General features: G+C 68.1%; 19 protein-coding genes. 7 read left to right on the top strand and 12 right to left on the bottom strand.

Features of this window, described 5'->3' with window-relative positions:
• The first annotated feature begins 314 nt into the window (after positions 1-314).
• Complete coding sequence (locus BJ992_RS02405) at positions 315-1001, top strand: DNA alkylation repair protein (protein WP_184978318.1); 687 nt, start codon at positions 315-317, stop codon at positions 999-1001.
• 22 nt (positions 1002-1023) lie between these two features.
• On the opposite strand, the gene BJ992_RS02400 is transcribed toward BJ992_RS02405, so the two are convergent.
• Together BJ992_RS02400 and BJ992_RS02395 are read right to left on the bottom strand one after the other, a co-directional pair.
• Positions 1024-2325, bottom strand: a complete 1302-nt coding sequence (locus BJ992_RS02400; protein WP_184978317.1) for an aKG-HExxH-type peptide beta-hydroxylase — start codon at positions 2323-2325, stop codon at positions 1024-1026.
• Complete coding sequence (locus BJ992_RS02395) at positions 2322-3488, bottom strand: FxsB family cyclophane-forming radical SAM/SPASM peptide maturase (protein ID WP_184978316.1); 1167 nt, start codon at positions 3486-3488, stop codon at positions 2322-2324. Before BJ992_RS02395 ends, BJ992_RS02400 begins: the two co-directional genes overlap by 4 nt.
• 274 nt (positions 3489-3762) lie before the next feature.
• Here BJ992_RS02395 and BJ992_RS02390 point away from each other — a divergent pair, with 274 nt between their 5' ends.
• The 4 genes from BJ992_RS02390 to BJ992_RS02375 all read left to right on the top strand — a co-directional run bounded on the left by BJ992_RS02390 (position 3763) and on the right by BJ992_RS02375 (position 10219).
• A complete protein-coding gene (locus BJ992_RS02390; RefSeq protein WP_184978315.1) occupies positions 3763-3942 on the top strand; it encodes a hypothetical protein in 180 nt (59 codons plus the stop codon).
• 193 nt (positions 3943-4135) lie between these two features.
• Entirely contained in the window at positions 4136-7744 is a 3609-nt protein-coding gene (gene fxsT / locus BJ992_RS02385; RefSeq protein ID WP_184978314.1) for an FxSxx-COOH system tetratricopeptide repeat protein, read from the top strand.
• A 21-nt stretch (positions 7745-7765) separates the two neighbouring features.
• Positions 7766-8776 carry a hypothetical protein gene (locus BJ992_RS02380; protein ID WP_184978313.1) on the top strand — a complete coding sequence of 337 codons (1011 nt, stop codon included), beginning with the start codon at positions 7766-7768 and terminating at the stop codon, positions 8774-8776.
• 171 nt (positions 8777-8947) lie between these two features.
• On the top strand, positions 8948-10219 hold the full coding sequence (locus BJ992_RS02375; protein ID WP_184978312.1) for a cation:proton antiporter: 1272 nt from the start codon (positions 8948-8950) through the stop codon (positions 10217-10219).
• A gap of 59 nt (positions 10220-10278) precedes the next feature.
• Here BJ992_RS02375 and BJ992_RS02370 read toward each other — a convergent pair whose 3' ends face one another.
• The 4 genes from BJ992_RS02370 to BJ992_RS02355 form a co-directional block, all read right to left on the bottom strand.
• A complete protein-coding gene (locus tag BJ992_RS02370) occupies positions 10279-12444 on the bottom strand; it encodes a hypothetical protein (protein WP_184978311.1) in 2166 nt (721 codons plus the stop codon).
• 89 nt (positions 12445-12533) lie between these two features.
• Positions 12534-13550, bottom strand: coding sequence for a hypothetical protein (locus BJ992_RS02365; RefSeq protein ID WP_184978310.1), 1017 nt, complete (start codon positions 13548-13550; stop codon positions 12534-12536).
• Entirely contained in the window at positions 13547-14509 is a 963-nt protein-coding gene (locus tag BJ992_RS02360) for a hypothetical protein (RefSeq protein ID WP_184978309.1), read from the bottom strand. Before BJ992_RS02360 ends, BJ992_RS02365 begins: the two co-directional genes overlap by 4 nt.
• 302 nt (positions 14510-14811) lie before the next feature.
• Positions 14812-15651, bottom strand: coding sequence for a class I SAM-dependent methyltransferase (locus BJ992_RS02355; protein ID WP_184978308.1), 840 nt, complete (start codon positions 15649-15651; stop codon positions 14812-14814).
• A gap of 147 nt (positions 15652-15798) precedes the next feature.
• Here BJ992_RS02355 and BJ992_RS02350 point away from each other — a divergent pair, with 147 nt between their 5' ends.
• A complete protein-coding gene (locus tag BJ992_RS02350; RefSeq protein WP_184978307.1) occupies positions 15799-16476 on the top strand; it encodes a winged helix-turn-helix transcriptional regulator in 678 nt (225 codons plus the stop codon).
• A gap of 8 nt (positions 16477-16484) precedes the next feature.
• Here the strand turns inward: BJ992_RS02350 and BJ992_RS02345 are convergent, their stop codons facing one another.
• The 4 genes from BJ992_RS02345 to BJ992_RS02330 all read right to left on the bottom strand — a co-directional run bounded on the left by BJ992_RS02345 (position 16485) and on the right by BJ992_RS02330 (position 19972).
• Positions 16485-18008, bottom strand: coding sequence for a carboxylesterase/lipase family protein (locus BJ992_RS02345; RefSeq protein ID WP_184978306.1), 1524 nt, complete (start codon positions 18006-18008; stop codon positions 16485-16487).
• Positions 18009-18125: 117 nt separating this feature from the next.
• Positions 18126-18380: a hypothetical protein gene (locus tag BJ992_RS02340; protein ID WP_184978305.1), complete on the bottom strand. Its 255-nt coding sequence runs from the start codon at positions 18378-18380 to the stop codon at positions 18126-18128.
• A gap of 2 nt (positions 18381-18382) precedes the next feature.
• Complete coding sequence (locus BJ992_RS02335) at positions 18383-18745, bottom strand: DUF6247 family protein (RefSeq protein WP_184978304.1); 363 nt, start codon at positions 18743-18745, stop codon at positions 18383-18385.
• 171 nt (positions 18746-18916) lie between these two features.
• Complete coding sequence (locus BJ992_RS02330) at positions 18917-19972, bottom strand: LacI family DNA-binding transcriptional regulator (protein ID WP_184978303.1); 1056 nt, start codon at positions 19970-19972, stop codon at positions 18917-18919.
• A gap of 425 nt (positions 19973-20397) precedes the next feature.
• On the opposite strand from BJ992_RS02330, the gene BJ992_RS02325 reads away from it, so the two are divergent.
• Positions 20398-22494, top strand: a complete 2097-nt coding sequence (locus BJ992_RS02325) for a cellulase family glycosylhydrolase (protein ID WP_221474656.1) — start codon at positions 20398-20400, stop codon at positions 22492-22494.
• A 116-nt stretch (positions 22495-22610) separates the two neighbouring features.
• Here BJ992_RS02325 and BJ992_RS32060 read toward each other — a convergent pair whose 3' ends face one another.
• Both BJ992_RS32060 and BJ992_RS02315 read right to left on the bottom strand, forming a co-directional pair.
• Positions 22611-23291 (bottom strand): thermonuclease family protein, encoded by a 681-nt coding sequence (locus tag BJ992_RS32060; protein WP_221475118.1) that lies wholly within the window; start codon positions 23289-23291, stop codon positions 22611-22613.
• 263 nt (positions 23292-23554) lie between these two features.
• Entirely contained in the window at positions 23555-24433 is an 879-nt protein-coding gene (locus BJ992_RS02315) for an AfsR/SARP family transcriptional regulator (protein ID WP_184978301.1), read from the bottom strand.
• Between the last annotated feature and the right edge of the window lie 205 nt (positions 24434-24638).

The following is a 24638-nucleotide window of genomic DNA, read 5'->3' as shown; positions in this document are numbered from 1 at the left end:
ACCCCTGTCGGCTGATCGACAAATCACACCATAAAACCGCTATACCCACAAATCCCCATTGCGAGCAATACCCGCCACCTCCGAGCAATATTGCACCCGCAAAAACCCCATCCCACTCCAGACCGATCCCCGAGCCCCATTTCACGCAATCACCCCGTCCCCAACGACTCCCCAACCGGCGACAGGACGACCCCGAACTCCGACCAGCCCCGGCAGACCGAACCGGCTGGGTCACGCCGTCGGCCCGTACGGCGAACCACCGCCGTCCGTCATAGGCTTTGCGCAGTTCTGGCACGTCACGGACGGAGGCTCACATGGCCGAGACGACGCTCACCGACACCACGGTCGCCGAGTTGATGGCCGAACTGGCCGCGTTGGACGACCCCAGGGCACGCGAGGTGAACGAGAAACACGGCGATGACCACGGCGTGAACCTCGGCGAACTCCGCGCCATCGCGAAACGCCTGAAAACCCATCACGAACTCGCACGCCGCCTCTGGCAGACCGACGACACCGCGGCGAGGCTCCTGGCGCTCCTCATCTGCCGTCCCAAGTCCTTCGACCGCGACGAACTGAACATCATGATCCGCCAGACCCGCGCACCGAAGGTCCACGACTGGCTGGTCAACTACGTGGTGAAGAAGAACCCCGATGCCGAAGCCCTGCGCGTCGCGTGGTCCACCGACCCGGACCCCGTGGTCGCGAGCGCCGGCTGGTCCCTCACCGCCGACCGGGTCACCAAGAACCCCGAAGGCCTCGACCTCTCCGCGCTGCTCGACACCATCGAGGCGAACATGAAAGAGGCCCCCGACCGCCTCCAGTGGTCCATGAACACCTGCCTGGCCTATATCGGCATAGAACACCCCGAACACCGCACCCGCGCACTAGAGATCGGCGAACGCCTGGAGGTCCTCAAGGACTATCCGACCTCCCCCGGCTGCACGTCCCCGTTCGCCCCCATCTGGATCAACGAGATGGTGCGCCGGCGGCAGGAGACCTAGGAACCCGGCGGCTCGACAACAGTCATCGGTTCCGCGCCGCGTAGTGCGCACGGTGCCGCCGGGCCTCCCTCAGAGCCCACTCCCGCGCGTCCGCGGGCACCCGTTCGTCCCGCCAGCCGTCGAGGACCCGCAGCATCTCCTCGGCGAACGACCGGCCGAGACGGGTGAACCGGCCGGTGCCGAGCGACCGGTCGACGGCTTCGAGCGTCACGTCCCGCCAGCGTGCGTACAAGGCGGCGGCGGGAACGCCGCCGGTGCCGTGCAGCCACTCCGCGCGCCAGAAGGACGTGACGCCGAGGTGCGCGTAGGCACCGTGGAAGAGGCCGATGAACGGACGGGGGTCGCTGCGCCAGGGAGCGTAGTACTGGTCGTTCTGGTCGTCCGGGAGGGGACGAACCAGGTCGAACATGGTCATGAGCGCATTCAGCTTCTGGTGCTGGGCCTCGTGCACCAACATCACCGCCGTGTGTGTGCCGCCGACCGGCCGGGACATCGCCACCGAGCCGAACGCGGCCTGCGCGCTCGCGCTGGCATGGCTGTCACCCGAGGCCAGCACCGGCGTGAGCACACGCACCACCTCCCGTACCTCCTCGGCGGCGGCAGGGTGCCGCGCGGAGAGCACCTCGGCCGACTCCTGGAGCGAACGACGCCACGCCTGCACCTCAGGAGGGTGCAGGACGAACCTGGGACAGGGGTGCGGGGGGAAACTGTACGCGTCGACGTCGTCGAGACAGATCTCCCAGAGCCCTCCTGGCGGACCGAGACGCAGCCGGCGCACCGGCCGCCATCCGAGGTGACCCGGTACCAGGCGCACCCACCGGCCCTCGTCCAGTTCCAGATGGCCGTCCCGCACCCGGACCTTGAGCGGCGCACGGTCACCGGCGCCGCTCAGGCGCAACCCGCCGAGGGACGGGAAACCGAGACCGCCGTGTTCGGTGCGGACGGTCGCCGCGAGATCGGTCCCCGCACGCGCCGCTACCGTGAGGGCCAGCGCCGCGAGGCGTTCCGGCCGGATGCGGTCGTGATCCCCGGACCGCATGGCACGGAGCGTGGTGAGGGCCCACAGTCCCACCGACGGATAGCTGAGCACCTCCTCGGCCGCCGCCGGGACCGCCGCGCACAGGTCGGCGAGCAGCGCGTACGCCTCCGCGGCACGCGTGCCTCCCTGTCCGTCGTCGCGGAACGACTCGGCGACGCTCCTGACCAGCAACAGGTGCTTGCTGCGTTCGGCCGCCGCCAGCAGCCGCACTCCTTCCGCGCCGCCTTCGCCACGGGCCAGCGCGCCGAACACACCGGCGGGAAGGACGTGTGGCGGCGGACTCATCCGGCGACACCTCCACGGCCGGTCAGGTCGTCACGGAGCCGCCGCCTGATGTGCGAGATCAGCCGGTACAGGTCGGGGCAGTACACCGAGGGATTGGCGAAGCCCGCGCCGTCGCGGTAACGGTGCGCGTACTGGCCTCCTCCGCAGGTGCGGCGCAGATCGCAGGAGCGGCAGACGGGTGCGAGCGCGAGCGGCCCCAGTTGCTGCGCGACGACCGGCGGGCTGAGCAGCACACGGTCGAACGCCGCGGACGCCACGTTCAGTGTGCTCCGCGTGGTTCCCGCGCGGGAGGTCTTCAGCACGTCACCCTGCTCGATCGTCCCGTCGGTCTCCACCACCACGGTCTGGACGGGCCCGAGCCCGATGCCTTGTACGGCCGGCCCGCCACCGAGGAGGGTGTGGACGATGCTCTCCAGCAACCGAACCGGCGGAGGTGGTGCCGAAGCGCCATACCACAGGTCGAAGACCGTGATCAGCCAGTCGGCGTACGGCGTCGCGGCGTCGCCTGCCTCCCGGCCAGGTGGCGGGCTCGACCAGTGTCCGTGTGGAAGCAAGAAGTCGATCATGGGGGGATCGAGGTCCGACAGGCTCCGGTAGACGCCGGCGGGATCGGTCCGCGGATCGATCACGCACAGGAGCCCGCCGAACAGGTGGCGATATCGCGGGGAGGTCAGGAGGCGTATCGCGGCGGTGACCGCGGCGTGGCTGCCTCGGCCGTCCGGCCCGCGGCGATGCCGGTCGTGGTCCGCGGCGTCGCCGTCGAGGCTCACCCCGACCCTGACGCCGGCCTGGTCGAACGCGCGCAGGTAGTCCTCCGACAGGCGCACACCGTTGGTCTGGACGCTCGCGTCCACCGTGACCGCCGGGCCGACGGCACGCCGCACCCGTGTGACGACGGCGGCGAGGTCGTCCGGCGTCCGCAGCAACGGCTCACCGCCGTGCAGGATGACACGGATGCGGGTGAGCCGGTGATCGCGGACGTGTTCGGCGATGCGGCCGGCGGTGAGCTCCGCGACGTGGGAGGTCATGGTGCGCGGCTGGGTCCTCCAGCGCTGGTCCGCGAATCGGTACACGTAGCAGTAGTCGCAGGCGAGATCGCATCTGCTGTGCACTTTCAGGACGAATTCCCGAAGTGGCGCGGGATGCCAGCCAGAGGCAAGCATCGCATCGACCTGGAGGTCGTCCGGCCATTCTCGGGTACCGGCGGACGGGCTTCGCTGATTACCCGCGTCGTCCACCCACACCGCCGAGACCAGAGGAGCGTATGACGCAATCCATCCCGTGATCCCATACTTCGATTAAATCATCATAAACCAGGATGATATATGTATCATCGGTAGCCCGTCAGGGCAATACATACCACCGAGGTGGGTTTTGAACAACTATAACGCTCTCATGACAGCTCGCGGAGCGCCAGAGCGGGGGTGACACAAACGGATGGGTGAGATGGAGGAAGATCACGACGGCCTCGTCGCAGTCATCGCGAAGTTATCGGTGGCCGACCTGACGAGCTTGCGCGTCCACGCCTCTCCGGTGCTGGCCAAGGCCCTGAACAGGCTCATCGAGGGAAACGGCGAAACGGACCCGTTCTGGGTCGGGTTTCAGGACGGCCCCTAAATCGACCTTGACCATATCGGCATTCCACCGCGTCCTATAGTCCTTTTTGACGGGCATGCGAAACCTCTATACTTCAGACCGGAAGCGACGGCACGAGACGATTCCTCGCGGCCCGAGACGCCTGGCGCAAGGCCCGGCGATACCGAAACGGAGCGCGATGGGCAAGGTTCCTCCCACAATTCCGCCGATCGCCATGATCGCTTTCTACGGCGCTCGCACGGGAGTGGGTAAGTCGACGACGCTGTGCAATGTCGCACTCATCCTCGCCGCCGCCGGCCGCCGGGTGCTGATCGTCGACCTCGGGACCGAACCGCCTGGCCCCTTCTCCTATCTGCGCGAACTGCTCCCCGATGACCTCGGCGAAGCCGGCGAGGAGCCCGGCCGTCGGCCGGTACCCCTGCGCCTCGACGCCTCCGGCGGCGTCGCGCTCCTGCGACGAACGCCGGAGACGTTCACCGTCGAGGAAGCCGCACGACTGCGCGCGGAGCTCACGGGATCGCCGTACGACGTGGTCCTCCTGGACGCACCCGCGAACGCACCCGGCGTGCGAGAGATGGTGTCGGCCGCCGCGGACCAACTCGTCCTGTGCTTCCCGATGAGCCCGCAGGCGGTCGAGGAGGCCGCGCGCTGGATCGAGTCGGCGAGAGGCGCCACACCACAGATCCTGCCACTGGCGGTGCGTGTCGACCTGGGTGCGGGCCTGCCACTGGCTGAGGCCAGGCACATGGCGCAGGCGTCCGGCCTTGGGGACGACCTCCTGGAGATCCCCTACTGCGCCGCGTACTCCGTATCGGAAGAGCTCGCCGTCCTGCACGACCGGCCCGGCGCGGAAGGGCTGCGTGGCGCTTACGAGCAGCTCGTCACCACGATCACTGGGGGTACCGTCTTCCCCGTCCGGCGCGTCTCCATCGTCTACCCGTCGCGCCGGCGGCACTGGGCCGAGTGGTTCGCGGAACAGGGCACACGCCATGGCATAGGCGTCACCCTGGTGCGGGAGGAAGACCTCGGAGGCACGCCGCCACCTCAGGGCCACCGCTGGGTGGCGCTCCAACCGGCCGAGCTCGGGGAGGCGACCCGCCGGCGCGTACGGTCGCTCCGCGCGCTGCTCGTCCGCCTGGACGGCGAACGTCTGCCTGACGACCTGGCGGGTCACGAGGTGGTCGCACTCGGCGAGTCACCCCAGGAAGTTCTCGCGGCCGTCCCTTCCGTCCTCGGCGCCGGGCCTGCCGTGCGGCGCAAGTCCGAGGACGAACGCCTTCCCGGCAGCCGGCCCGGCCTGGAGCGACTGCCGCGCGACGACAGCGAGTTCCGCGGCCGTGGCACACTGCTGGAGGACATCCGCGACCTGCTGAGCCCCGGCGCGAGCGGCCACGTCGCGCTGGTCGGGCCAGGTGGCGCGGGCAAGACCAAGACCGCCTTGGAGTACGCCAGACTCTTCCGCGGAGCCTACGACGTGGTCTGGTGGCTCGACGCCGGCCATCAGGACACCATCAGAGCGGGACTGGTCGACCTCGCCGAGCACCTCCTTCTGTCGGCGCAAGGCGATCCGGTGGACGCCGTACGCGCGCACCTCGCTTCCGGCAAGGTGTCCCGCTGGCTGTTGGTCTGCGACGACGCCAGATCCGCCGAGCAGGTGGCGGCGGCCGTGAAACCGCCGGCGCCGGGCTCAGGCGGCGTCGGTCACGTCCTGGTCACCGGCCGCGGCTACGACTGGCCGGAGCCGTTCAGGCAGTTGACGGTCAGGGAGATGGACCGTGACGGCGCCATCGGCCTGCTGCGCGACCTGGTGAAAGGCATCCGTGAGCCGGACGCGGAAAAGGTCGTCGCGACCGTCGAGAAGCAGCCTCTGGCGGTCCGCCTGGCCGGAGCCTTGATCCGCCGCGAGCTTCTGGAGCAGGGATCGGGCCGGACACGCCAGACCGACCTCACCGACGGCGACGGCGTGTGGCAGAGGGGACAGTACGAGCAGGAGGTCGCCGAAAGGTTCGTGACGGAGTTCGGCGAGGAATCCCGCCGGCAGGGACGCCGGTACGGCGAACAGCCCGACGTGTACGACGTGCTGGTCGAACTGGCGGTCCAGAAGCTGAAGGAGGGTGTGGCGGGTCGGGCCGGCGAATGGCTCGTGGAGGCGTGCGCGTTCCTGTCCCCTCAAGGCATCGGTCCTGGCCTGCTGCGTTCCACCTCCATGCTCGCTCGGATCGCCGAGGTCGATCAACGGCTGTCGGCACCCACGCTGATCGACGCGGTACTGCGGGAAACGGACCGCTACGCACTCATCCGCGCCGAACTCGGTCTTCCCGCCGAGCCGGTGCGCATGCACCGAGTGGTACAGGAATCCGTGCGCACGCGCCTGAGCCGCGCCGGCCTGCTCGATCGCAGGCGGCTGGAGATCACGTCTGTCCTCGCCGCGTCGGCCCCGCGCTACATGGAAGACATGGCCACCGGCGACCGGGACCTTCTGGCGGAACTCGACCGCCATCTGCCGACCTGTGGCGCGATCACCCCCGGAGCTCCCGCCGAGGTGCGCCAGTGGGTGCTCACCCAGCTCCGTTTCCTGCTCAGTGTGGGGCACGTGAGCGCCGTTCACCGGGCCCGGCGCCTGGCCGAGGAAGCGAGATCCGCCTGGAGCCCCACCGTACCCGCCACTCACCAGGACGGCATGGCACAGGACGCCGGCGCCGGACAGCCGGCCAGGAGCACGGCGCACGAAGAACTGCTCGTGATCCTGGCACGGGTGCACCTGCGCCTCAGCGAGGGTGACGGCGTCGTCGTGAACGCCGAACGCGCTCTTCCCGGCTTGACCCGTGCGTACGGCACTCTGCATCCCCTGGTCCTGGAGGCGACGACGATACTCGCCGCGGGGCTACGGCTGACCGGGGACTTCTCCGGCGCCTACGACCAGGCGGCACGGACGCTGCAGGGCCTGCGTGAGCTGTTCGGCGCCAACCACCCCGAGGTGGGCCGTGCGATGAACAACTTCGCCAGGGCCGCAGGACACATCGGCCAGTTCGAAGAAGCGGTGCGGGTGGCGACGGACCGCGTCAGGCGCCGTAAGTCGCTGTTCGGAGAGAACGACCGATTCGCCTTGCACACGGCCTGCAACATCGCTTACTTCTACCGCGAACTCGGCCGGCTCGAGGACGCGCGCAACCTCCTGCGGCAAGCGGTCCGGCGGCTGAGCTGGCTCGACTCCCCGGCCGAGTTGGAGCGCCTGACGGCACGCCTCGGGCTCGCCGTCACCGAACGCCGGCTCGGCCGGCTCACGACCGGCCTCCTGCAGGGTAACGACCAGACTCTCGCCGAGCTGCACGCGGAGTTCGGCCCTTCGCACCCCCTCACCATGGCCGGCGAGGTCAGCGCCAACGCCGACCGTCACGTCCTGCGGATGTGGCCTGAGGCCGCCGCGGGAGCGGCGCGGACACTGCGGCGGTTCCGCGGCCTGATGGGAGACGACCACCCGTTCACCCACATCTGCCGCGCCAACCTGGCGGTCTACCTGACGGCCTTGGGCGAGTTCGGCGACGCCGAGTCACACAGCACCCGGGCCATGGACGGTCTGCTCGCTCGGCTCGGCGACCTGCACCCCTTCTATCTCGCCGTCACCGCCAACCACGCCGGCGTCCTCGCCGCGCGAGGCCGGTGGGACGAGGCGATCGAGCGTGAGCGCACCGCGTTGTCAGGCCTTGTCACGGTCCATGGCCACGGCCACCCCACCACTCGCCTGGTCAAGGCCAACCTGAGCCGTACCGAGTCACATCAGGTGACGGGCCGAGAGGCCGTTGACATCGAGATTCCGAGCTAGCTCAAGGAAGGCAAGGCGCAGATGACCCTTCCCCAGCCACCGGACGAGTGCTGGGAGCATTCGCCTGAGGCGGCGGACCATCCGCTCGCGGGGCTCCTGTCCGTCTGGAGGGCCGAGCACTGCGACCCGTCGCTGTTCGATCCGCTCATCAAGCTCTGTGCGGAGGCGATACCCGATACGGCGGGGCCACAGTCACTGGTCCGCTTCGCTCGAGGTTTTCATGATTTCACCATCGACCTGCTCGGCGAGAAACCCGAGGAGGAACGTGAGCCTGTCCGCGTGGCCCGGCGGCACGCCTTCCGCCAGGTCGTGCTAGGCGTCGAACGGCTGGACCAGATGCTCGGCGAGCTGGACACCGGCCCGCTGATGCGCACGGTCGTGCAGACCCGGAGCGGCATCGTCCACTGCGGCAGAGTGCGGCCGGGGGAGTATCTCGTCGCGGCGGCCCGTGACGTGGACGACCTCGAACTGACGGACCGGCGGCTCTGCACACTCGTCACCAAGATAAGGAACGAACTGCACGGCCTGTCCGACGAGGATCCCGGTGGTTACTCGGACGCGCTCGTCAGCCTGGAAAGATCAGGGCCGATCAGCAACCGACCCGGCGAGAGCGCGTTCTCCCCGGACGTCCGGCAGGTGATGGACGCGAACCTCAGCGTCGACGACCTGCATTATCTGGCGTTGTACAAGGACTGGCGGCCGGTCTACTCCTGCGATGTCTTCGACGCGCCTCGGCTGAAGTCCGCTTTCTTCACGATGACCAGGCATCGGCGCCGTGAACTGTACGACGACCTCGTGCACAAGGCCCGGCGGGACATCAACCACCTGGGACGTTCGGTGCGCGACGTGATCGGTGCGGGGCCGATCAGAATCGTGCTCGACGTGGAGTCCGGTGCCGTTTACACGCATGTGCTCGATCTGGACGGCGACTTCCTGGTGGGAGTCACTCTCCGTCAGTCGGCCGTCTTCCGCGCCGAGAAACGTATGCAGAAAGTCGTGCAGCACATCCTCCGATCTCCAGCCGACAACTGACGAACATTTCAGCTCCACAACCCTGAATGTAGTCATATTTCGCGACATTTCACCCAGGACGCGTTTACCGTTCGCCACCATTCAACTACACTTTCTCAGGCGGGTGCGAGACAGCGGTGACGCGTCCCCGGGGAGCGGGGCACGCGGAGGCCACACGCGAGAGGCGGCCGCATGACGAGTGCCACCGATGGCCGGTCACTGCTGTGGCCGTCCGTGCGAAGACTCCTGCTCGCCCTCACCTGCGCCGGGGCCGGCCTGGTGATCGCCGGTGTCTTCAGCGGGGCCGATCCGCCTTCCTCCCCGGCCTATGTGACCGGGGTGAGCGCACTGCTCGCTCTCGGTCTGTACGGCAGTGCGTCCGGCATCCCCCGCGCGGCGGTGACCGACCTCCGGCGGGTGGTACTGGCGGTGACGGTCGGGGTGCTGTTCAAGGCGCTGCTCATCGGCGGCGTCATGTTCGCCTTCTCACCCCACCCCGCGTCGCTGGTGCTCGGTGTGGCCGTGGCCCAGATCGACCCGCTCTCGGTCGCCGCGCTGCTGACGCATTCGCAGATGTCCGCGCGGGCCAAGGGCCTCCTGCTGGCGTGGGCCTCCTTCGACGACCCCATCACGGCCCTGCTGACCATCTACCTGTCCGTCTTCGCGTTCGGCGCCGCCGCCGGCGCACCGCACCTCGAGACCGAACTCGGGCCGTACCTGCTCGGCATCGCCGCCAACCTTCTTCTCGCCGCCGCCGGGTGGCTGCTGTGGCAGTTGATCAAACGGCTGCCGGTCGGCGAGCGGACACGCCTCGCGATCGCGGTCGCCGTGCTGATCGTGCTCGGCGCCGTGGCCGTCTGGCAGTTCCTCATGCTGGGGATGGCACTGCTGGGGCTGTTCTACCGTCTCGACCTCGGTGCGGTGCTCGACCGGTTGGTCACGGTGACGTTCTACCTGGCGTCCGTGGCACTCGGCCTGTTGCTGATCGACGGGGTGCTCGTCACAGCCGGGCTCGTGCTCGGCCTGGCGGCGTTCGCCGCGCAGATCGTGGTGGGTGGCCTGCTGGTCGCGCCGCGAGGCATCGGAGTGACCGACCGGGTCTACCTGGCGCTCGGACAGCAGAACGGCGTCACGGCCATCCTGCTCGCGCTCGCGCTGGCCCCTGTGTATCCGCCGGCGATCCAGATCGTGGCCCCCGCCATCCTGGTGATCAACATCTTGCATATCCTCACCAACGCGGTGTGGGACCGCAGGACGGCCGTTCCCGCCTGGCTCGGCGGCATCCGGAGCAGACAGACCACCGGACTGGCCGCGCGCGTGGTGCGCGTGCTCGGGGCGGGCCACATCAGCGAGCATGTCGGCCGGCGGCTGGAGGACGCTCTGCGGAACGAAAGAGCGGTCCTTGGCGCGGCGACGCGGGACGACCGGACGGCCGCGACGGCACAGAACCGCCACACCGGCTGACCCCAGCGGGGTCGAGCGGCCGCATTCGAGCAGTTCGGTGGTGCCGTCGGCCCCTCGCGTCAGCGCACCGGCCCGACGGGTCCGAGCAGCTCCTCCTGCACGCGGGTCGCCAGGTGGGTCAGCGCGTCCTCGGCGTCCCGCCGTACCGAGCTCTCGATCACCTGCTCGGCCAGGCCGAGGATCTCGACCCTCTGCCCCCGCTCGGTCAGCCGGAAGAGCGGGATGATCTCCGCCGTGGCGTCGTACCGCTGGCAGATGGCCCGCAGTTCCTCACGCTGCTCCTTGGACAGGCCGCTACGGAACGCCTGCGCCTCGGCCCGGTCCAGCCAGCGCGCCACCGCGTCCATGAACGTCTCCACCAACCGCTGGAAGAACACGACGATGCCGATCACCTCGAAGAACTCGCGCGAGGAGGCGGGACGCATGCGGTGCGCCATCGGTTGCTCGCCGTCGAAATGGTCACGGAACAGCGACTGGATGCCGATCAGCCCTTGCAGTGCCGACAACGCGCGGGTGAAGTGGCGGTCCACCCGCTCGGGAAGTCCATGTCCCGTGTCGCCGGCACCGGTTCCCGTCCCGGCCACCGTCTGCATGCGCTGGATCTGCGCGGTCAGCAACTCCAGCGTCGTCTGGGTGTGGTTCTGCTGCCTGCCGATTCGCAGAACCTCCTCGCGGATACCGGTCAGCACGGTCTCGCGGCCGGCCTGCTCCAGCCGGCCGTGCGCCTCGGCCAGTTGCTCGCGCAGCAGCTCACGGAAGCGGTAATGGTCGTAGATCAGCGGCTGCCTGGAGAGCATGCCGGCGAGCGCGCGCCGATCGGAGGGCCGCATGTAGCCGTTGACCACCACGATGACCTCCTGGCCCGGCCGGGCCAGGATGGCGTCGACGTCCCGGCGGAGCCGCGTGTTCTCCTGGTCGTCCAGGATCGACAGCGTGAGCAGCACGGTGACCGCCGCGTCGTCCGCGCGCCGGGAGATCCGGAACGTACGGTCCCCCACCTGGTCGGCGGACCAGCCGCCGGTTTCGAGCACTTGCTGGACCTCGCGAGCCACGCTGCTGAGTTTGTGCCTCTCATGGATGAGGCGGATCGCGGCACGAACCGTGGGAGGAGTCACCACGTTGACCTGATCGGGACGGTAGACCTCGTCCCAGCCGACCCGGCACACGTTGAGCATGAACCGCGGGTTGCCCTCCGCGGACGTGGTGATCTCGCTCACGGCCTTCTCGGAGAACCGCACCGGTGAGCCGGGGGACACGTACTTGTCGATGAGCCGCCTCGTCTCCGGCACGTCGAACGGCTCCACGGGGAGCACTCGCACACGATCGTGGAAGCCGCCGGAGAACCTTTCCAGATTGTCCGGCAGCACGGTGAAGATCGTCAGTCCGCCGCTCTCGATCAGCACGTTGACCAGGCGCTCGAACCCCTGGAGCAGTTCCACGTTCCACGCCGGCGAGCGGTCGCTCTCCTGCAGCATGCGTTCGATCTCGTCCATCACGAACACGAACGGCTCACCGGCCCTGCCGTACAGGAAGGCGAGCATGGTGAACGCGCCGAACGCCTTGACGTCGCTGTCGATCGGCTCGGTGATCCCCTCTTCCTTCAGATCCTGGTCGAGATGATCGCCGCTCAGCCACTCCCACACCGCCGCGGCCCGGCCTTCCGAGCGCAGCATCTCACCGAAGTTCAGCAGTGCGAACTGACTCGCCAGCGCCTCCTGATCGGTGACGGCGAGAAGGTTCTTGCTCATGATGGCGCGGATGTCGTGATCCGACAGCCGGAACCTGGTCACGACCTGATCCGCGCGGATCTTCATCTCACGCACACTTCGCACCTGTGGTCCCGGCGCTCCCATCCGGGTCAGGAGATCGGCCGTCGCCTCCGCGTAGTAACGACCGAGGACCCGGGTGAACCCCGGCAGATCGAGGCCGTTCATCAGTGTCTCTTTGTAAAGCGTGAAGAATCTGCCGGACGGCCCGGCGGCGGAGAAAAGCTTAGGCGCGAAATGCGGACCGAGCCGGTCGCCGCTCCCGTCGCGCGGGATGACGGCTTCGAGATCGTCGAGGACCGTCCGCAGCAAGTGGGTCTTACCCGCGCCTAACCCGCCGGTGAAGGGGAGACAGACCCCGCCACCCGCGGTCCTGGTGCCCTCCAGTGTGCGGGACGCGGCCCGGTCGAGGTAGTTCTCGACCTGCCGGCGTGCTTGTGCGACGGTGGCCGTCTCCACGGTCAGTGACCTCTGGCCGCCGCCATGAAACGCCGCCGCCGTCTCGAGAAATGGGTTCGTGTCGGGGGGCGGGTCGTTCGTCCGGCTCATCACGCCTGCCCCTCCGGATCCTCGAGCTGCTGCCACACCGCGAGGTTCGTCAGGCCGAACTCGTCGGCGAAGTGGTGGTACTGCACCACCGTCAGTCCCGGCCTGTTGTCGAATATCTGACGCAGCACACCGCGCCACTGACCGATGCTCAGACGATCCGGACGGTGCTCGCGAACCTCTTGCACCACCGCCTTCGTGATCAACACCGGCGGTTTCATACGGCGCAACTGACGGTCGGCATAGCGCCAGTAATCTTCCTCGCGCATCGGACCGATATGCATGTGGTAGAAAAAACGATCCGGAGGATTGCGGATGATCCTGTACAGGTACGTACCGAGATCCTGCCGTAGCTGAGCGGCCTGCCGCTCGAGCGTCGCCAGCAGCAGAGAGGAGCTCTCCGCCAGGAAGACGATCCTGTTGCCGGCGAGATGCAGGTAGGTCCGCACCTGCTCGACGGTGTCCATGGGAGGGAGCAGCACGACGAGGTACATGTCGTCCCCCAGCGCCTCACCAAGAACCCTGTATCCGGTACCCGGGTCGGTCGCCGAGTCGCACAGGTCCGACAACCTGACCCCCCGATTACGCAAGTATAAGAGCACCTCTTTGAAAATGTACATCTCCGCGTCGACACCCCGTGCGGCGTTCTGCTGCAACGACAAACCCGAAATGTCCACCACTTTTACCGATGAATCCATCCAGACGCCGTCGGCCACCTGCGACCTGGCGACATCCACTCCCCTCGGCATTCCACACTTCTGCAGGTAGGCCGCGCAATTACCCAGCAGGGTCGTCTTTCCATCACTTTCACGACCGGTGGCCAGTACGAGAAATCCGCGCCTGTCCAGCCTCTTCAGGTCCCTGAACCGCTTCCGGAATTCTCCGAAGACCCGTCCCAGATCGTCCACCAGCGTGTAGAAACGCAAGTCACCCGGATTCGTGTCCGAGTCCACCCAGCCCCGCAACGGCTCGTCCGGCCGCTCCTCCGGAGCACTCGGATGCATGAACGGGTTGCTCAAGATTTTTTCCTTCCGAGCGCCTTCATCTTCCTGGCACGGTCACGCACACCGCCGGTCAGAGCCCGCAGACCCCCCCACCCGGCCCGCGGACGAGGCAGCAACCGTTCCGCGTCCCTGGCGGCGGCCATCACCGTGTGCACTTCATGTTCGAGTTCCTTGAAGCACTGCGCGGAGAATTTGGTCAGGTCGGCTTTGCGTTGCCTCTTCCATTGCCCGGAACTCCCCCACGGCGGCTCCTGCCGCTCGTACATTTCCGTCAGCAACAGCCGGCACCGTTTCGCGCCGGCCAGACGAAGACCCGCCATGACGGAAAGCTGTCCCTCGAGCGCGTGTTGTGCGGCCTGTACCTCACGATCCTCCGGTGTGTTCCCATCGCCGCGCCACTGCTTGATGTACTCGACCCCCGCTCTGCGGTACGCGACCGCCGCCGTCCGCAGGTCCATCGCCACCTTGGCGGCCCGGTCGCGCCGCACATGCCACGCCGTCGCCACGAGCGTGAGCAGCGCACCCACCGCGACCGGCACCATGCCGCCGATGAGACCCGGCCAGATCGACGCGTCGTCACGCAGACGCTGCGGGTCGGCGCCGATCAAGGCGTCACACGCCTTGTCGAAGGCGGCCTGATGACCCGTACGCCAGTCGAGCAGGGAAATCCACTTCCCCTCGACCCACACGTCATCGGCAGACGGCGAGGACGGCACGGCCGCAGGAGAGGTGACGTGCGGGGAGGCCGAAGGCGACGGCACGCGCCGGGTCGCGGCCGGTGAAGGCCCTGGGGTGACCAGCCTGAGAACGACCACCGCCTCGGCGAGGTCGCGCCGGTGCTCGGGAAGCAGGCAGTAGACCGTGCGCGCGTCTCTCGATTCCCGGTCGTCGTCCACGGCGGCGTTCGCCGGGCCGGCGAGACCCAGGCCGAACAGGAACACTCCCGCCAGCAACCTGACAATCGGACCGGTCATACCGCCTTCCTTGGGCTCACTGCGGGGACACTAGCCCAATTACACATCAAGCGGCGTGATATCAGATCAGTTCACAATGGCGAAATCGTATCGATGCGACAGCCGGCGATAATTGCCCTCTGCGGACGTCCCGAAAATGCTTATTCGGCTCGACAGGAGTCCCGTTGGACCGGAGATCACCCTGGCTGAGCGGATAAAGAGGATCGGCGGGCCGGAGCCCGCCGATCCCGCGATCGACAAGTCTTCCTCCAGGGTCCTCGAAGCCGGCCGTTCGTGCCGGCGCGGCCCCCGTTCTCGCGGCGTCAGCCGTTCCTGCGCGCGGTGAAGAGCAGATACTCCCACTCCATCACCGATTTCTCCCCACCCTGCATGTGCCGGCGAGCCAGCTCACTGAGATCGTGATCCAGCGCCGCGACCCGCTCGGCATCCCCCGCGACGGCCCGGTACACCGCGACGGTAGGCCCGTAGTTGGCCTTGAAGAAGTCGCGGAAGGCGTCCGGTGAGTCGAACCGGTCCACCGTGACCGACTGCCGGCGCACGCCGACCTCGGTGACCCGGTCTCCGAACAACCCGCGGACGTGCTCCTCGCTGCCCCACAGCGGAGGCGGCTGCGCACCGGCCGGCGGCGGTGGCGCGTACGGCTTCATGGTGGCGAACATCTGGCCGACGAAGCCCTCAGGCGTCCAGTTGACCAGCCCGATGGTCCCACCGGGCCGGCAGACCCGGACCAGTTCGTCGGCGGCGGCCTGGTGATGCGGCGCGAACATGACGCCGACACACGACAGGACCGTGTCGAACTCGCCGTCCCCGAACGGCAGCGCCTCCGCGTCGGCCCGACGCCACTCGACCTGCGCTCCACGCCGCGCGGCCAGTCCCCGTCCGACCTCCAGCAGCTCCGGCGTCAGGTCGCTCGCCACCACGCCGGCCCCCGCCAGCGCCGCGGGAATGGCCGCGTTCCCCGACCCGGCCGCCACGTCGAGCACCCGGTCCCCGCGTCCGACGCCGCACGCCTCGACCAGGATCGCGCCGAGATCGGGGATGACCTCCTCGGCGACCGCGGGATAGTCCCCCAGGGCCCACATGGCGCGGTGCTTCGCCTTGAGTGCCCCGTCGGCCCCTGAAGCGTCGATCTTTGCATTCATCGCACGTTCTCCCCGTTTTCCGCGGTTGTCTCGGTTCGACGGTAAGAAGAGACGCGCATCAGCCTCTAGTACACGATGTGTACCGCTGCTGAGACCCTGCGCCGATCACCTGGTGCCACCCCCGGCATCCGACTCTAAACTGCGCGCATGGGCTCCTCGTACCACCAGTTCTGCCCGGTGGCCAAAGCCATGGAACTACTCGACGAACGCTGGACACTGCTCATCGTCCGCGAACTGGTGTGCGGCCCCGCACGCTTCAACGACCTGCGCCGCGGCCTCCCCCGCATGTCCCCCACCTTGCTGTCCCGCCGCCTGAACCAGCTCACCAACGCCGGGGTCGTCGACCGCCGCACCGAGAACGACGAGGTCCGCTACACGCTGACCCAGGCCGGCCAGGAGCTACGTCCCGTGGTCGAGGCACTGGCGGTGTGGGGGATCCGCTGGATCGGTGAACTGGGGGACGAGGACCTGGACCCCAAACTCCTGCTCTGGGACATGCACCGCAACATCGACCGGACCACCGTGCCTCCTGGCCGCACCGTGATCCAGTTCCGCTTCCCGGACATCCCGCCGGCCAACCGCCACTGGTGGCTGGTGATCAGCGGCGAAGAGGTGGACGTCTGCGACACCGACCCCGGCCACACCGTGGCCGTCACGGTGACCACCGACCTCCGCAGCATGATCGACATCTGGCGCGGCAACCTGACCTGGTCCGACGCGCTGCGCGCCAACGCACTGACGGTGAACGGCCCGGAGTCGCTCCGCCGCGCCGTACCCGGCTGGTTCACCCTCCACCCGTGGGCCACGGTCCCGCGACCCACCTGACCGAACGGCTACCGCGCGAGCAGCGGCAGCGCGGCGAAGGTGTGGCCCTGCCACAGCAGCCGCGACGCCTCCTCCGGGTAGGCGGTGACCGTCGAGGGTGTGCCGAAGACCTGCGTGAGGCGCCGGCCGGCGTCGTACGCGGGCCACCCCGGGTCACCCTGTACGGCGAACGCCGTCCACGCCTGTCGGATCCGCGCCGACAGTTCCTCGGCCTCAGGCGGCGGCGGGTCGCCGATCAACATGGCGGGCTGTCCGCTGCTCAGGTTGCCGAAGACCAGCGGCACGTCCAGGCCGTGGCAGGCACCGAGGCCGCCACCGACCCCCGGAGCGGACCACGTCAGCTCGTACAGATGGGCCCGGCCGCCACCGTCGATCTGCGCCTCGGCGAGGTGCAGGCTCGGCATGCGGAACAGCCAGTCACCGTTGACCAGCTCGTACAGCTCCTCGTCGGCGGCGTCGCCGAACGCCTCCCGGTACCGCCGCGCGCCGTCCGGACCAGGAGCGAGCAGACGCAGAGCGGTCTCGGTCCGCTCCGGCGTGACCGCGCCGAGGACACCGTCGATCAGGCTGAACAACCGGTGCTCGTCGCGAGTGTGGCCGACGACAAGCGCGACGTCCCGCGCCGCGCCACCGGCCAGCGCCTCCCAGGGTGTGGCCGGCAGCACGTCCCCGTCGACCACCGGCGCGAACGGGATCGGCCGATGCGTGATCTGTCCCCAGCGTTCCCGCCGCCGTCCCATGCCGGCGAAGACCGCGTCCCCCACGGCCGGCAACCGGTCCGGCGGCACCTTCGACAGATCGGAGACCGCGGGCCGCATCCCGAGCTCGGCCGCGAAGGCCTCCGCGATGTCGGCGGCCAGCTCCGGTGAGAAGAACGTCCCCGGCACACTTTGCGCGATCGCTCGCCGGAAGAGCCCCGCCGCACGCGGCACGGCGAGCAGCGCCGCGACCGACCCACCCCCCGCCGACTGCCCGAAAACCGTCACCTGCTCCGGATCACCACCGAACCCCCGGATGTTGTCCCGCACCCACTCCAGAGCCGCGACCTGGTCGAGCAGCCCCCGATTGGCCGGCGCTCCGTCGATCCACGCGAACCCCTCGACCCCGAGCCGGTAGTTGAGCGTCACCACCACGACCCCACCCCGCGCCAGGCATCCGGCGTCGTACTCCGGAAGGCCGGCGTCCCCCATGGCGTAACCCCCACCGGGAATCCACACCATGACCGGCAGTCCCGCCGTGGCCCCCGGCTCCGGCGTCCACACATTGACCGTCAGCCAGTCTTCCCCACCGCCGTCGGACGACCCCCCGAGCACACGCGACTGCGGAGGCGGCGGCCCGAACTCCACCGCCGTCCGCACCCCGTCCCACCCACTGACCGGCCGCGGCGCACCGAACCGAAGCGGCCCGACAGGCGCGTCAGCGAACGAAACCCCCCGGAAAACCCCGGCCCCCGCCTCCCAGCAGCCACGGATGACCCCGGCCACCGTACGAACCTCCGGCCCGGACGACTCACGGGACGCACGGACGACCATCGCGAACTCCTCCCCGCTGCTGCTCGGCCGAGCATCGCAGCGCGCGTCATTCGCCAGCAATCCATTTAAAAACCGCATGAGGCCCGAACCAACCCCAATGACCGGCAGCCTGTGGTGTCAACCAGCCCACATGAGACGCACGATGTACACGACCCTGAGCTCCTCCAGCACCACATAAACAATCAGCCCGTACCGGCCGAAAGTCAGGTTGAGCAGATTGGCCTTCGGATTCCCGGGGTTGGCCGACACACCACACCAAGGCGAGACCTCAAGCAGGGCCCGCATCTCCAGATAAACGTTGAGCACCTCACCAGGCAACGCCGCGGCCTGCTCGACGACGGCCGGATCCGACTCGACCGTGTACACCCGCACGCTCAACCTTGCCGCGACCGCAACCGCGCGGCATACCCCTCGTCCCACGGCACCCCACCGACCGCCTCCCCTCGATCGGCCCTCCCCTGAAGCTCCTCGGCCCGATCCAGAACACGCCGATACTCGACAGGATCAGCCTTCAGCATGACGATCCCCCACCACCGATCCTGGAACCGCTGCACAGCCGCCAGATCGTAGGTGTCCCTGGCCTCGTCGAGCGCCGCACGATACTCCTCGTCGAACGCCGCGTGATCCTCGACCGGAAGCACGGCACGCAACGCTCGCGGACTCCGATCGTCCTTCACCGACTCCCGGATCCGCTCCGGCGACGACCGCGACCCCGGCACGTACGGCTGAGCACTCATGGCCCCCACAGTACGGCGCACACCCCGTCACGTCAGCTCACACATGGCCCCACCACGAGGAATCCGGCCGGCCCCCTGGTCAAATGATCATCAGGGATGCCGCAAGCCAGGATCGGACGGACATCTATCCCTTCCACTCCAAGATCATTAGTGACACCACAGGGCCGGTCGTCACCCGTCCGCGGGGGAGGCGGTGCTGTCCCGGATCGTGAGAGTGGTCGCCAGTTCCAGGCCGATCCGCTGGGTCTCCTCGCCGCGGCCCAGTGCGAGCGCCAGTTCGGTGGCCGCGGCCGCCATCTCGGTCAGCGGTTGGTGGACGGTGGTCAGTGGTGGGTCGACGAACGCCGCGACCGGCAGGTCGTCGAAGCCGACGACGCTGAGGTCGGCGGGGATGCGCAGGTCCAGTTCGCGAGCGGCCTGGTAGACCCCGAGCGCCTGTAGGTCGTTACAGGCGAAGATCGCGGTCGGCCGTGCCTCGGCGGTGAGGAGACCGAGCGCCGCCTCACGGCCGTGCTCCCTGGTGAGTTCGGTACGCAGGACGAGGCGGTCGTCCATCGGCAGGCCCGCCGCCTCCAGTGCCGAACGGTAGCCGTCGAGTCTGGCGCGGCAGCACAGGACGTGGTCAGGGCCCGCGATCATCGCGATGCGCCGGTGGCCGAGGTCGATCAGGTGCCGGGTGGCGGAGCGTCCGCCGGACCAGTTGGTCGCGCCGACGAAGGGGACGCCGTCCGGCAGTTCGACGGTGGGATCGAAGACCACGAACGGGATGTCCTTGGCGCGTAACTGGTTCCGCTGCTCCTCGGAGAGCTGGGCCACCGACACGACGCACGCCGGACGGCGGGCCAGGGTCTCGTCGATGGGATGGTCCATGGGATCACGCTCGGGGCCGAACTCCGTCAGCACGACACCTACGCGATGCTCGCGGGCCACGCGCTCGACGCCTCGGATGATCTCCAGGCCCCACATGTCCTCGAGCTCGCCGAAGACGAGCTCCATCATGTTCTTGCGGTTGCTCTTCCGGTAGCCGTACTCGCTGATCAGCGCCTCCACCCGGGCCCGGGTGCCGGCGGAGACGCCGGAGCGGCCGTTGATGACCTTGGAGACCGTCGGGATGGAGACTCCGGCGGTCTCGGCGATGTAGGAGATGGTCACCGGACGCGTGGGGTCGCCTCCGGGGGGCTGCTCCCTGTCAGCGACCGAACCGCCTGCCTCGGCGTGAGACAACATGGCCCCTTTCCTCGCCGTTCCGTCCCCACCAGGCGAGCCGTGGCAGGCGCGTCCACGGCGCAAGGATAACCCGCCGGTTCCGCTCAGCAGTGGTCGTGCGGCCCCGGCCGGCGGCTCATCGCCGGACCAGCCGAACCGGACGGCGCCGTCACGGCGTCGTGACCGATCAGCCGGCTGAAATATTCAGCACGATTCACCGAGAAAGTTTCTCCTCTGACTCTCCGGTAGTGGCAGGCGAACCAGTACGGCGAAGGACACGAAGCCCGTGGCCTCCCGGTTCGGCCTTGAGGGGTGGCGATATCTCCGCGACCCGGCCGCTGCCTCCCCGAGCGACCCGGCCACCCGGGATGGACAGCCTCACACCGCCTTCCTATTTTATGTTTCCGTTGCGATCTAGAGAAAGTTTCCGACCAAGGAGGACAACCGTGGAACCACACGGGTCACGACCAGCCCGCTCCAGGGTCGGAGCGGTCGTCGCCGCCGTGATCGCACTACTGACCATCGGCACGATGACGGCTTTCCACGCGCAGGCCGCCGCCGGTTGCCGCGTGACATACACGGTCTCGTCCCAGTGGACCGGCGGGTTCACCGCCGACGTGAACGTCACCAACCTCGGCGACCCGGTCACGAGCTGGCGGCTCGCCTGGACGTTCCCCTCGGGACAGCAGGTCACCCAGGCGTGGAACGCGACGATCACCACGTCCGGGGGACAGACGACCGCGGCGAACATGAGCTACAACGGCTCCATCGCGACCAACGCCTCGGTCTCCTTCGGGTTCAACGGCTCGTGGTCAGGCAGCAACACCAAACCGTCGGCATTCACCCTCAACGGCACCACATGCACCGGGAACGTCGGACCGTCCCCCAGCCCGTCCGCCAGTCCGTCGCCGTCCCCGTCCCCCAGCGCGTCGCCGTCCCCCACCCCCACCCCGGGGAACGCGATGGCCACGGTGGCGGCCATGCAGCCCGGGTGGAACCTCGGCAACACGCTCGACGCGATCCCCGACGAGACGGCGTGGGGCAACCCGCTGACGACCCAGGCGCTGCTCCACCACGTGCGTACCCAGGGGTACAACAGCATCCGGCTCCCCATCACCTGGAGCAACCACCACGGTCCTGCTCCGGACTACACCATCGACACCGCCTGGCTGAACCGCGTACGCCAGATCGTCGACTGGTCCCTCGCCGAGGGCTTCTACGTGATGATCAACCTCCACCATGACTCCTGGCAGTGGATCAACGGCTACCCGGCCGACAACACCACCGTGATGAACCGCTACAAGGCCCTGTGGCGGCAGCTCGCCGGCGCCTTCCGCGACCACTCGCCGAAGCTCGTGTTCGAGAGCATCAACGAGCCGCAGTTCACCGGCACGTCCGGCGACGACCAGGGCGACCAGATCGTGAACACCTTCAACACCGAGTTCGTCCGCCTCGTACGGCAGTCAGGCGGCGGCAACGCCACCCGGCTCCTCGTGCTGCCGACCCTGCACACCAGCGGCGAGCAGGCCCGCATGGACGCGTTGAACGCGACCATCACCGCGTTGCGCGACCCCAACCTGGCCGCGACGATCCACTTCTACGGATGGTGGCCGTTCAGCGTGAACATCGCCGGTGGCACCCGGTACGACACCAATGTGGAACAGGACCTCGTCGGCACCTTCGAGCGAGCGCGCACCACGTTCGTCTCCCGGGGAATCCCGGTGATCATCGGAGAGTGGGCCCTTCTGAGCTGGGATCACACCCGGCCCGGCATCATCGAACGCGGCGAGTTCCTGAAATACCTGGAGGCGGTCGGCTACAACGCCAGGATCCGCAACCTCACCACCATGGTCTGGGACGCCGGCCAGTTCCTGAACCGCCCCGAACTGAAATGGCGCGACCAAGGCGTCTACGAGATGTTCAAGGCGAGCTGGACCACCCGCTCAGGCACCGCCTCGTCCGACCAGGTGTACCTGCCACGCACCGGCACGATCACCAGCCGGACCCTCACGCTCAACCTCAACGGCACCACGTTCCAGGGCCTGCGGCAAGGCACCACCAACCTCACCCAGGGCACCGACTACACCGTCTCAGGAAACACCCTCACCCTGACCGCCTCGGCCCTCACCCGCCTGGCCGGAAACCGCGCCTACGGCGTGAACTCCACCATCGAGGCCCGCTTCTCCCAAGGCGTGCCGTGGCAGATCAGCATCATCACCTCCGACACCCCGACCCAGTCCGCCGCCACCGGCACCACCAGTTCCTTCACCATCCCCACCCAGTTCCGCGGCGACCAACTCGCCACGATGGAGGCCAAGTACGCCGACGGCAGTCCCGCCGGCCCGGCCAACTGGACCAGCTACAAGGAGTTCTGGAGCAACTTCCAGCCCGACTACACGGTCGGCGCCATCATCCTGAAGCCCGACTTCTTCGCCGAGGTGAACGACGGCCGCGTCACTCTCACGTTCCACTTCTGGAGCGGGAAGCAGGTCACCTACTACATCACCAAGTCAGGTAGCACGGTGACCGGCAGCACCAGCTGAGGACCGGCCCGCCGGCGGTGAGCCCGTACGGCGGCACACGGCCGAGGCGCACCTCCACGGGAGGTGCGCCTCGGCCCAGGCCTGTGGTACGAACTCGCCGTCACCCTGTGCGGGGCCTAGCGTTCGCAGACGATGCCGTCTCCGTCGCGGTCCTGGTACCAGTGGTACTCGGGGTCCCGGTCACGGTAGTACGGCCCGTAACCGTTCTTGTTGGCCTCGGCGCAGGTCCTGAACCGCGGGTCGTCCCCCGACGGCGGAGGCGTCGGCTTGGGAGTGGGTTTCGGCGTCGGCTTGGGGGTCTGCTGAGCGCCGTCGTCGCACCGGCCGGACCAGATGCGCAACCGTGCGGCCTTGGCGGCGGCCTGGTCCTCACGCAACGGCTTGAGGTACCTGACGTTGTCCCCTACCTGAACAGCCTTGGCGTACCCGTAACGGACCAGATTGCGGTTGACGAACGTACCTGCGCTGTTCCAAGCGTAGAAAAGATAGCGACCGGCGGAGTCCCGCGCCGTCTTGTCGCGAAGCAGGCGGACCTTGCTCCCGGCGGGGAGCAACGCCGCGGCACGTGCGGTCGCGGCCGCCGACCAGCACCGGCCCTTGTTCGGCGCGTTCACGTCCAGCAGGCGCACCCGGAGCGTCTTGCCCTTGTAGGAGACATCCACGGTGTCCCCGTCGACCACCGCCTTCACCTTCGCGGTCACCGTCCCCCGTGGAACGGCGGCGGCATCGGCCGGAACCGACAGAACGGCCAGGCCGCCGGCGGTCAAGGTCCCGGCGAGTAAGAGACGGACGCGCAACGTGGCTCCTCGTGTGAATGAAGTGACGCAGAGGAGACGGAGAACGAAGAACACCGGTTGTCCCCATGTCCGGGTTCGGACACAGCTCGTGATGATCTGTCCCTTACGAGACCGATGTGGACGGTGGCGCCGCGCACGGCAGCCGTACCGTCCACCTGGTCAACCGACCCACGTCCGCACACCAGGGACATAGCCTCCATGAAGCTGATCACTCTGAGAAGTCAAGCATGAACATCACCGGGCCGGCACGAGAGCCCTCGGCGTCAGGCGAGGGTGGGCACGCCTGCGCCGGCAGAGAGTGCGCTGCAGAAGGCGCAGACCCAGGTACTCGGCGTGGCGGGTGCGGGTCGTGTGTGCGATCTGTGGCGGCCGGTGGGGGGTTCCAGTTCCGGCGCGGCGGCGAGGACCGCCTGCTGAAGCCTTCGCAATCGTGCCGACGGTTCCAGTCCGAGTTCCTCGACCATCGTCTTGCGCAGCCTTCGATAAGCCTCCAGCGCGTCAAATATCCGTCCGGCCCGATAAAGGGCGACGATATATTGCGCGTGCAGGGACTCGTCCATCGGATTGTGCATGGCGAGCGACGCCAGTTCGCTGAGCAGGTCGAGGTGCAGTCCGAGTCGCAGGCCGACCTCGTTGCGCTCGTACAGCGCCTTCATTCTCCGTTCCTCGAGGCGCACCACCTCGCGTTCGAGGGTGTACCCGACCGGCACGTCCGCCAGGGCAGGGCCGCGCCACAGCGCCAGAGCGTCATTGAACAGCGCGTACGCGTCGGCGGGATCGGCCGCCAGCCCGGCCTCCCGCGACAGCCGCTCGAACCCGTCGAGGTCTCTCGTACCGGCGGGTGCGGCCAGAACGTAGCCGCCGTTGCGGGTGGCGAGCACGTCCTTGGGGCCGGCCCAGGAGTCCGCACCCAGCGCCACCGCCAGCTTCTTACGGAGCTGGAGAATGTAGGTCTGCAGCGTCGTTCCCGCGCTGCGCGGCGGCCGTTCCCCCCACACCTCCTCAATGAGGACATGAGCCGGGACGATCTTGTTCGGATTGAGCGCGAGGACCGCGAAGATCTGCCGTGGTTTGTCGGCGGTGGGGAGAATGTCGACATGGTTTTGCAGAGCGCTGAGCGGTCCGAGAAGCTTGACCTCCAATTAAGCTGGCCTCCTCACGCTGTCGGGCACAGGGATCAGCATCGAACCCATGCGCTTCATGGAACATGTGAATTCCGAGTGCCATTGCAGCCTATATACTTCCAGGACCCGGGAGAGTGGACCAGTGCGTCCGTCATCCGCGTCCTGGGATAGATGACATCGCCGGCCATTAATTACTCATGAGCTGCACAATGAAGTGACGCAC

Source organism: Sphaerisporangium rubeum (assembly GCF_014207705.1).
GTDB classification, from domain to species: Bacteria; Actinomycetota; Actinomycetes; order Streptosporangiales; family Streptosporangiaceae; genus Sphaerisporangium; species Sphaerisporangium rubeum.
This window is presented reverse-complemented; position numbering and strand designations above follow the sequence as displayed.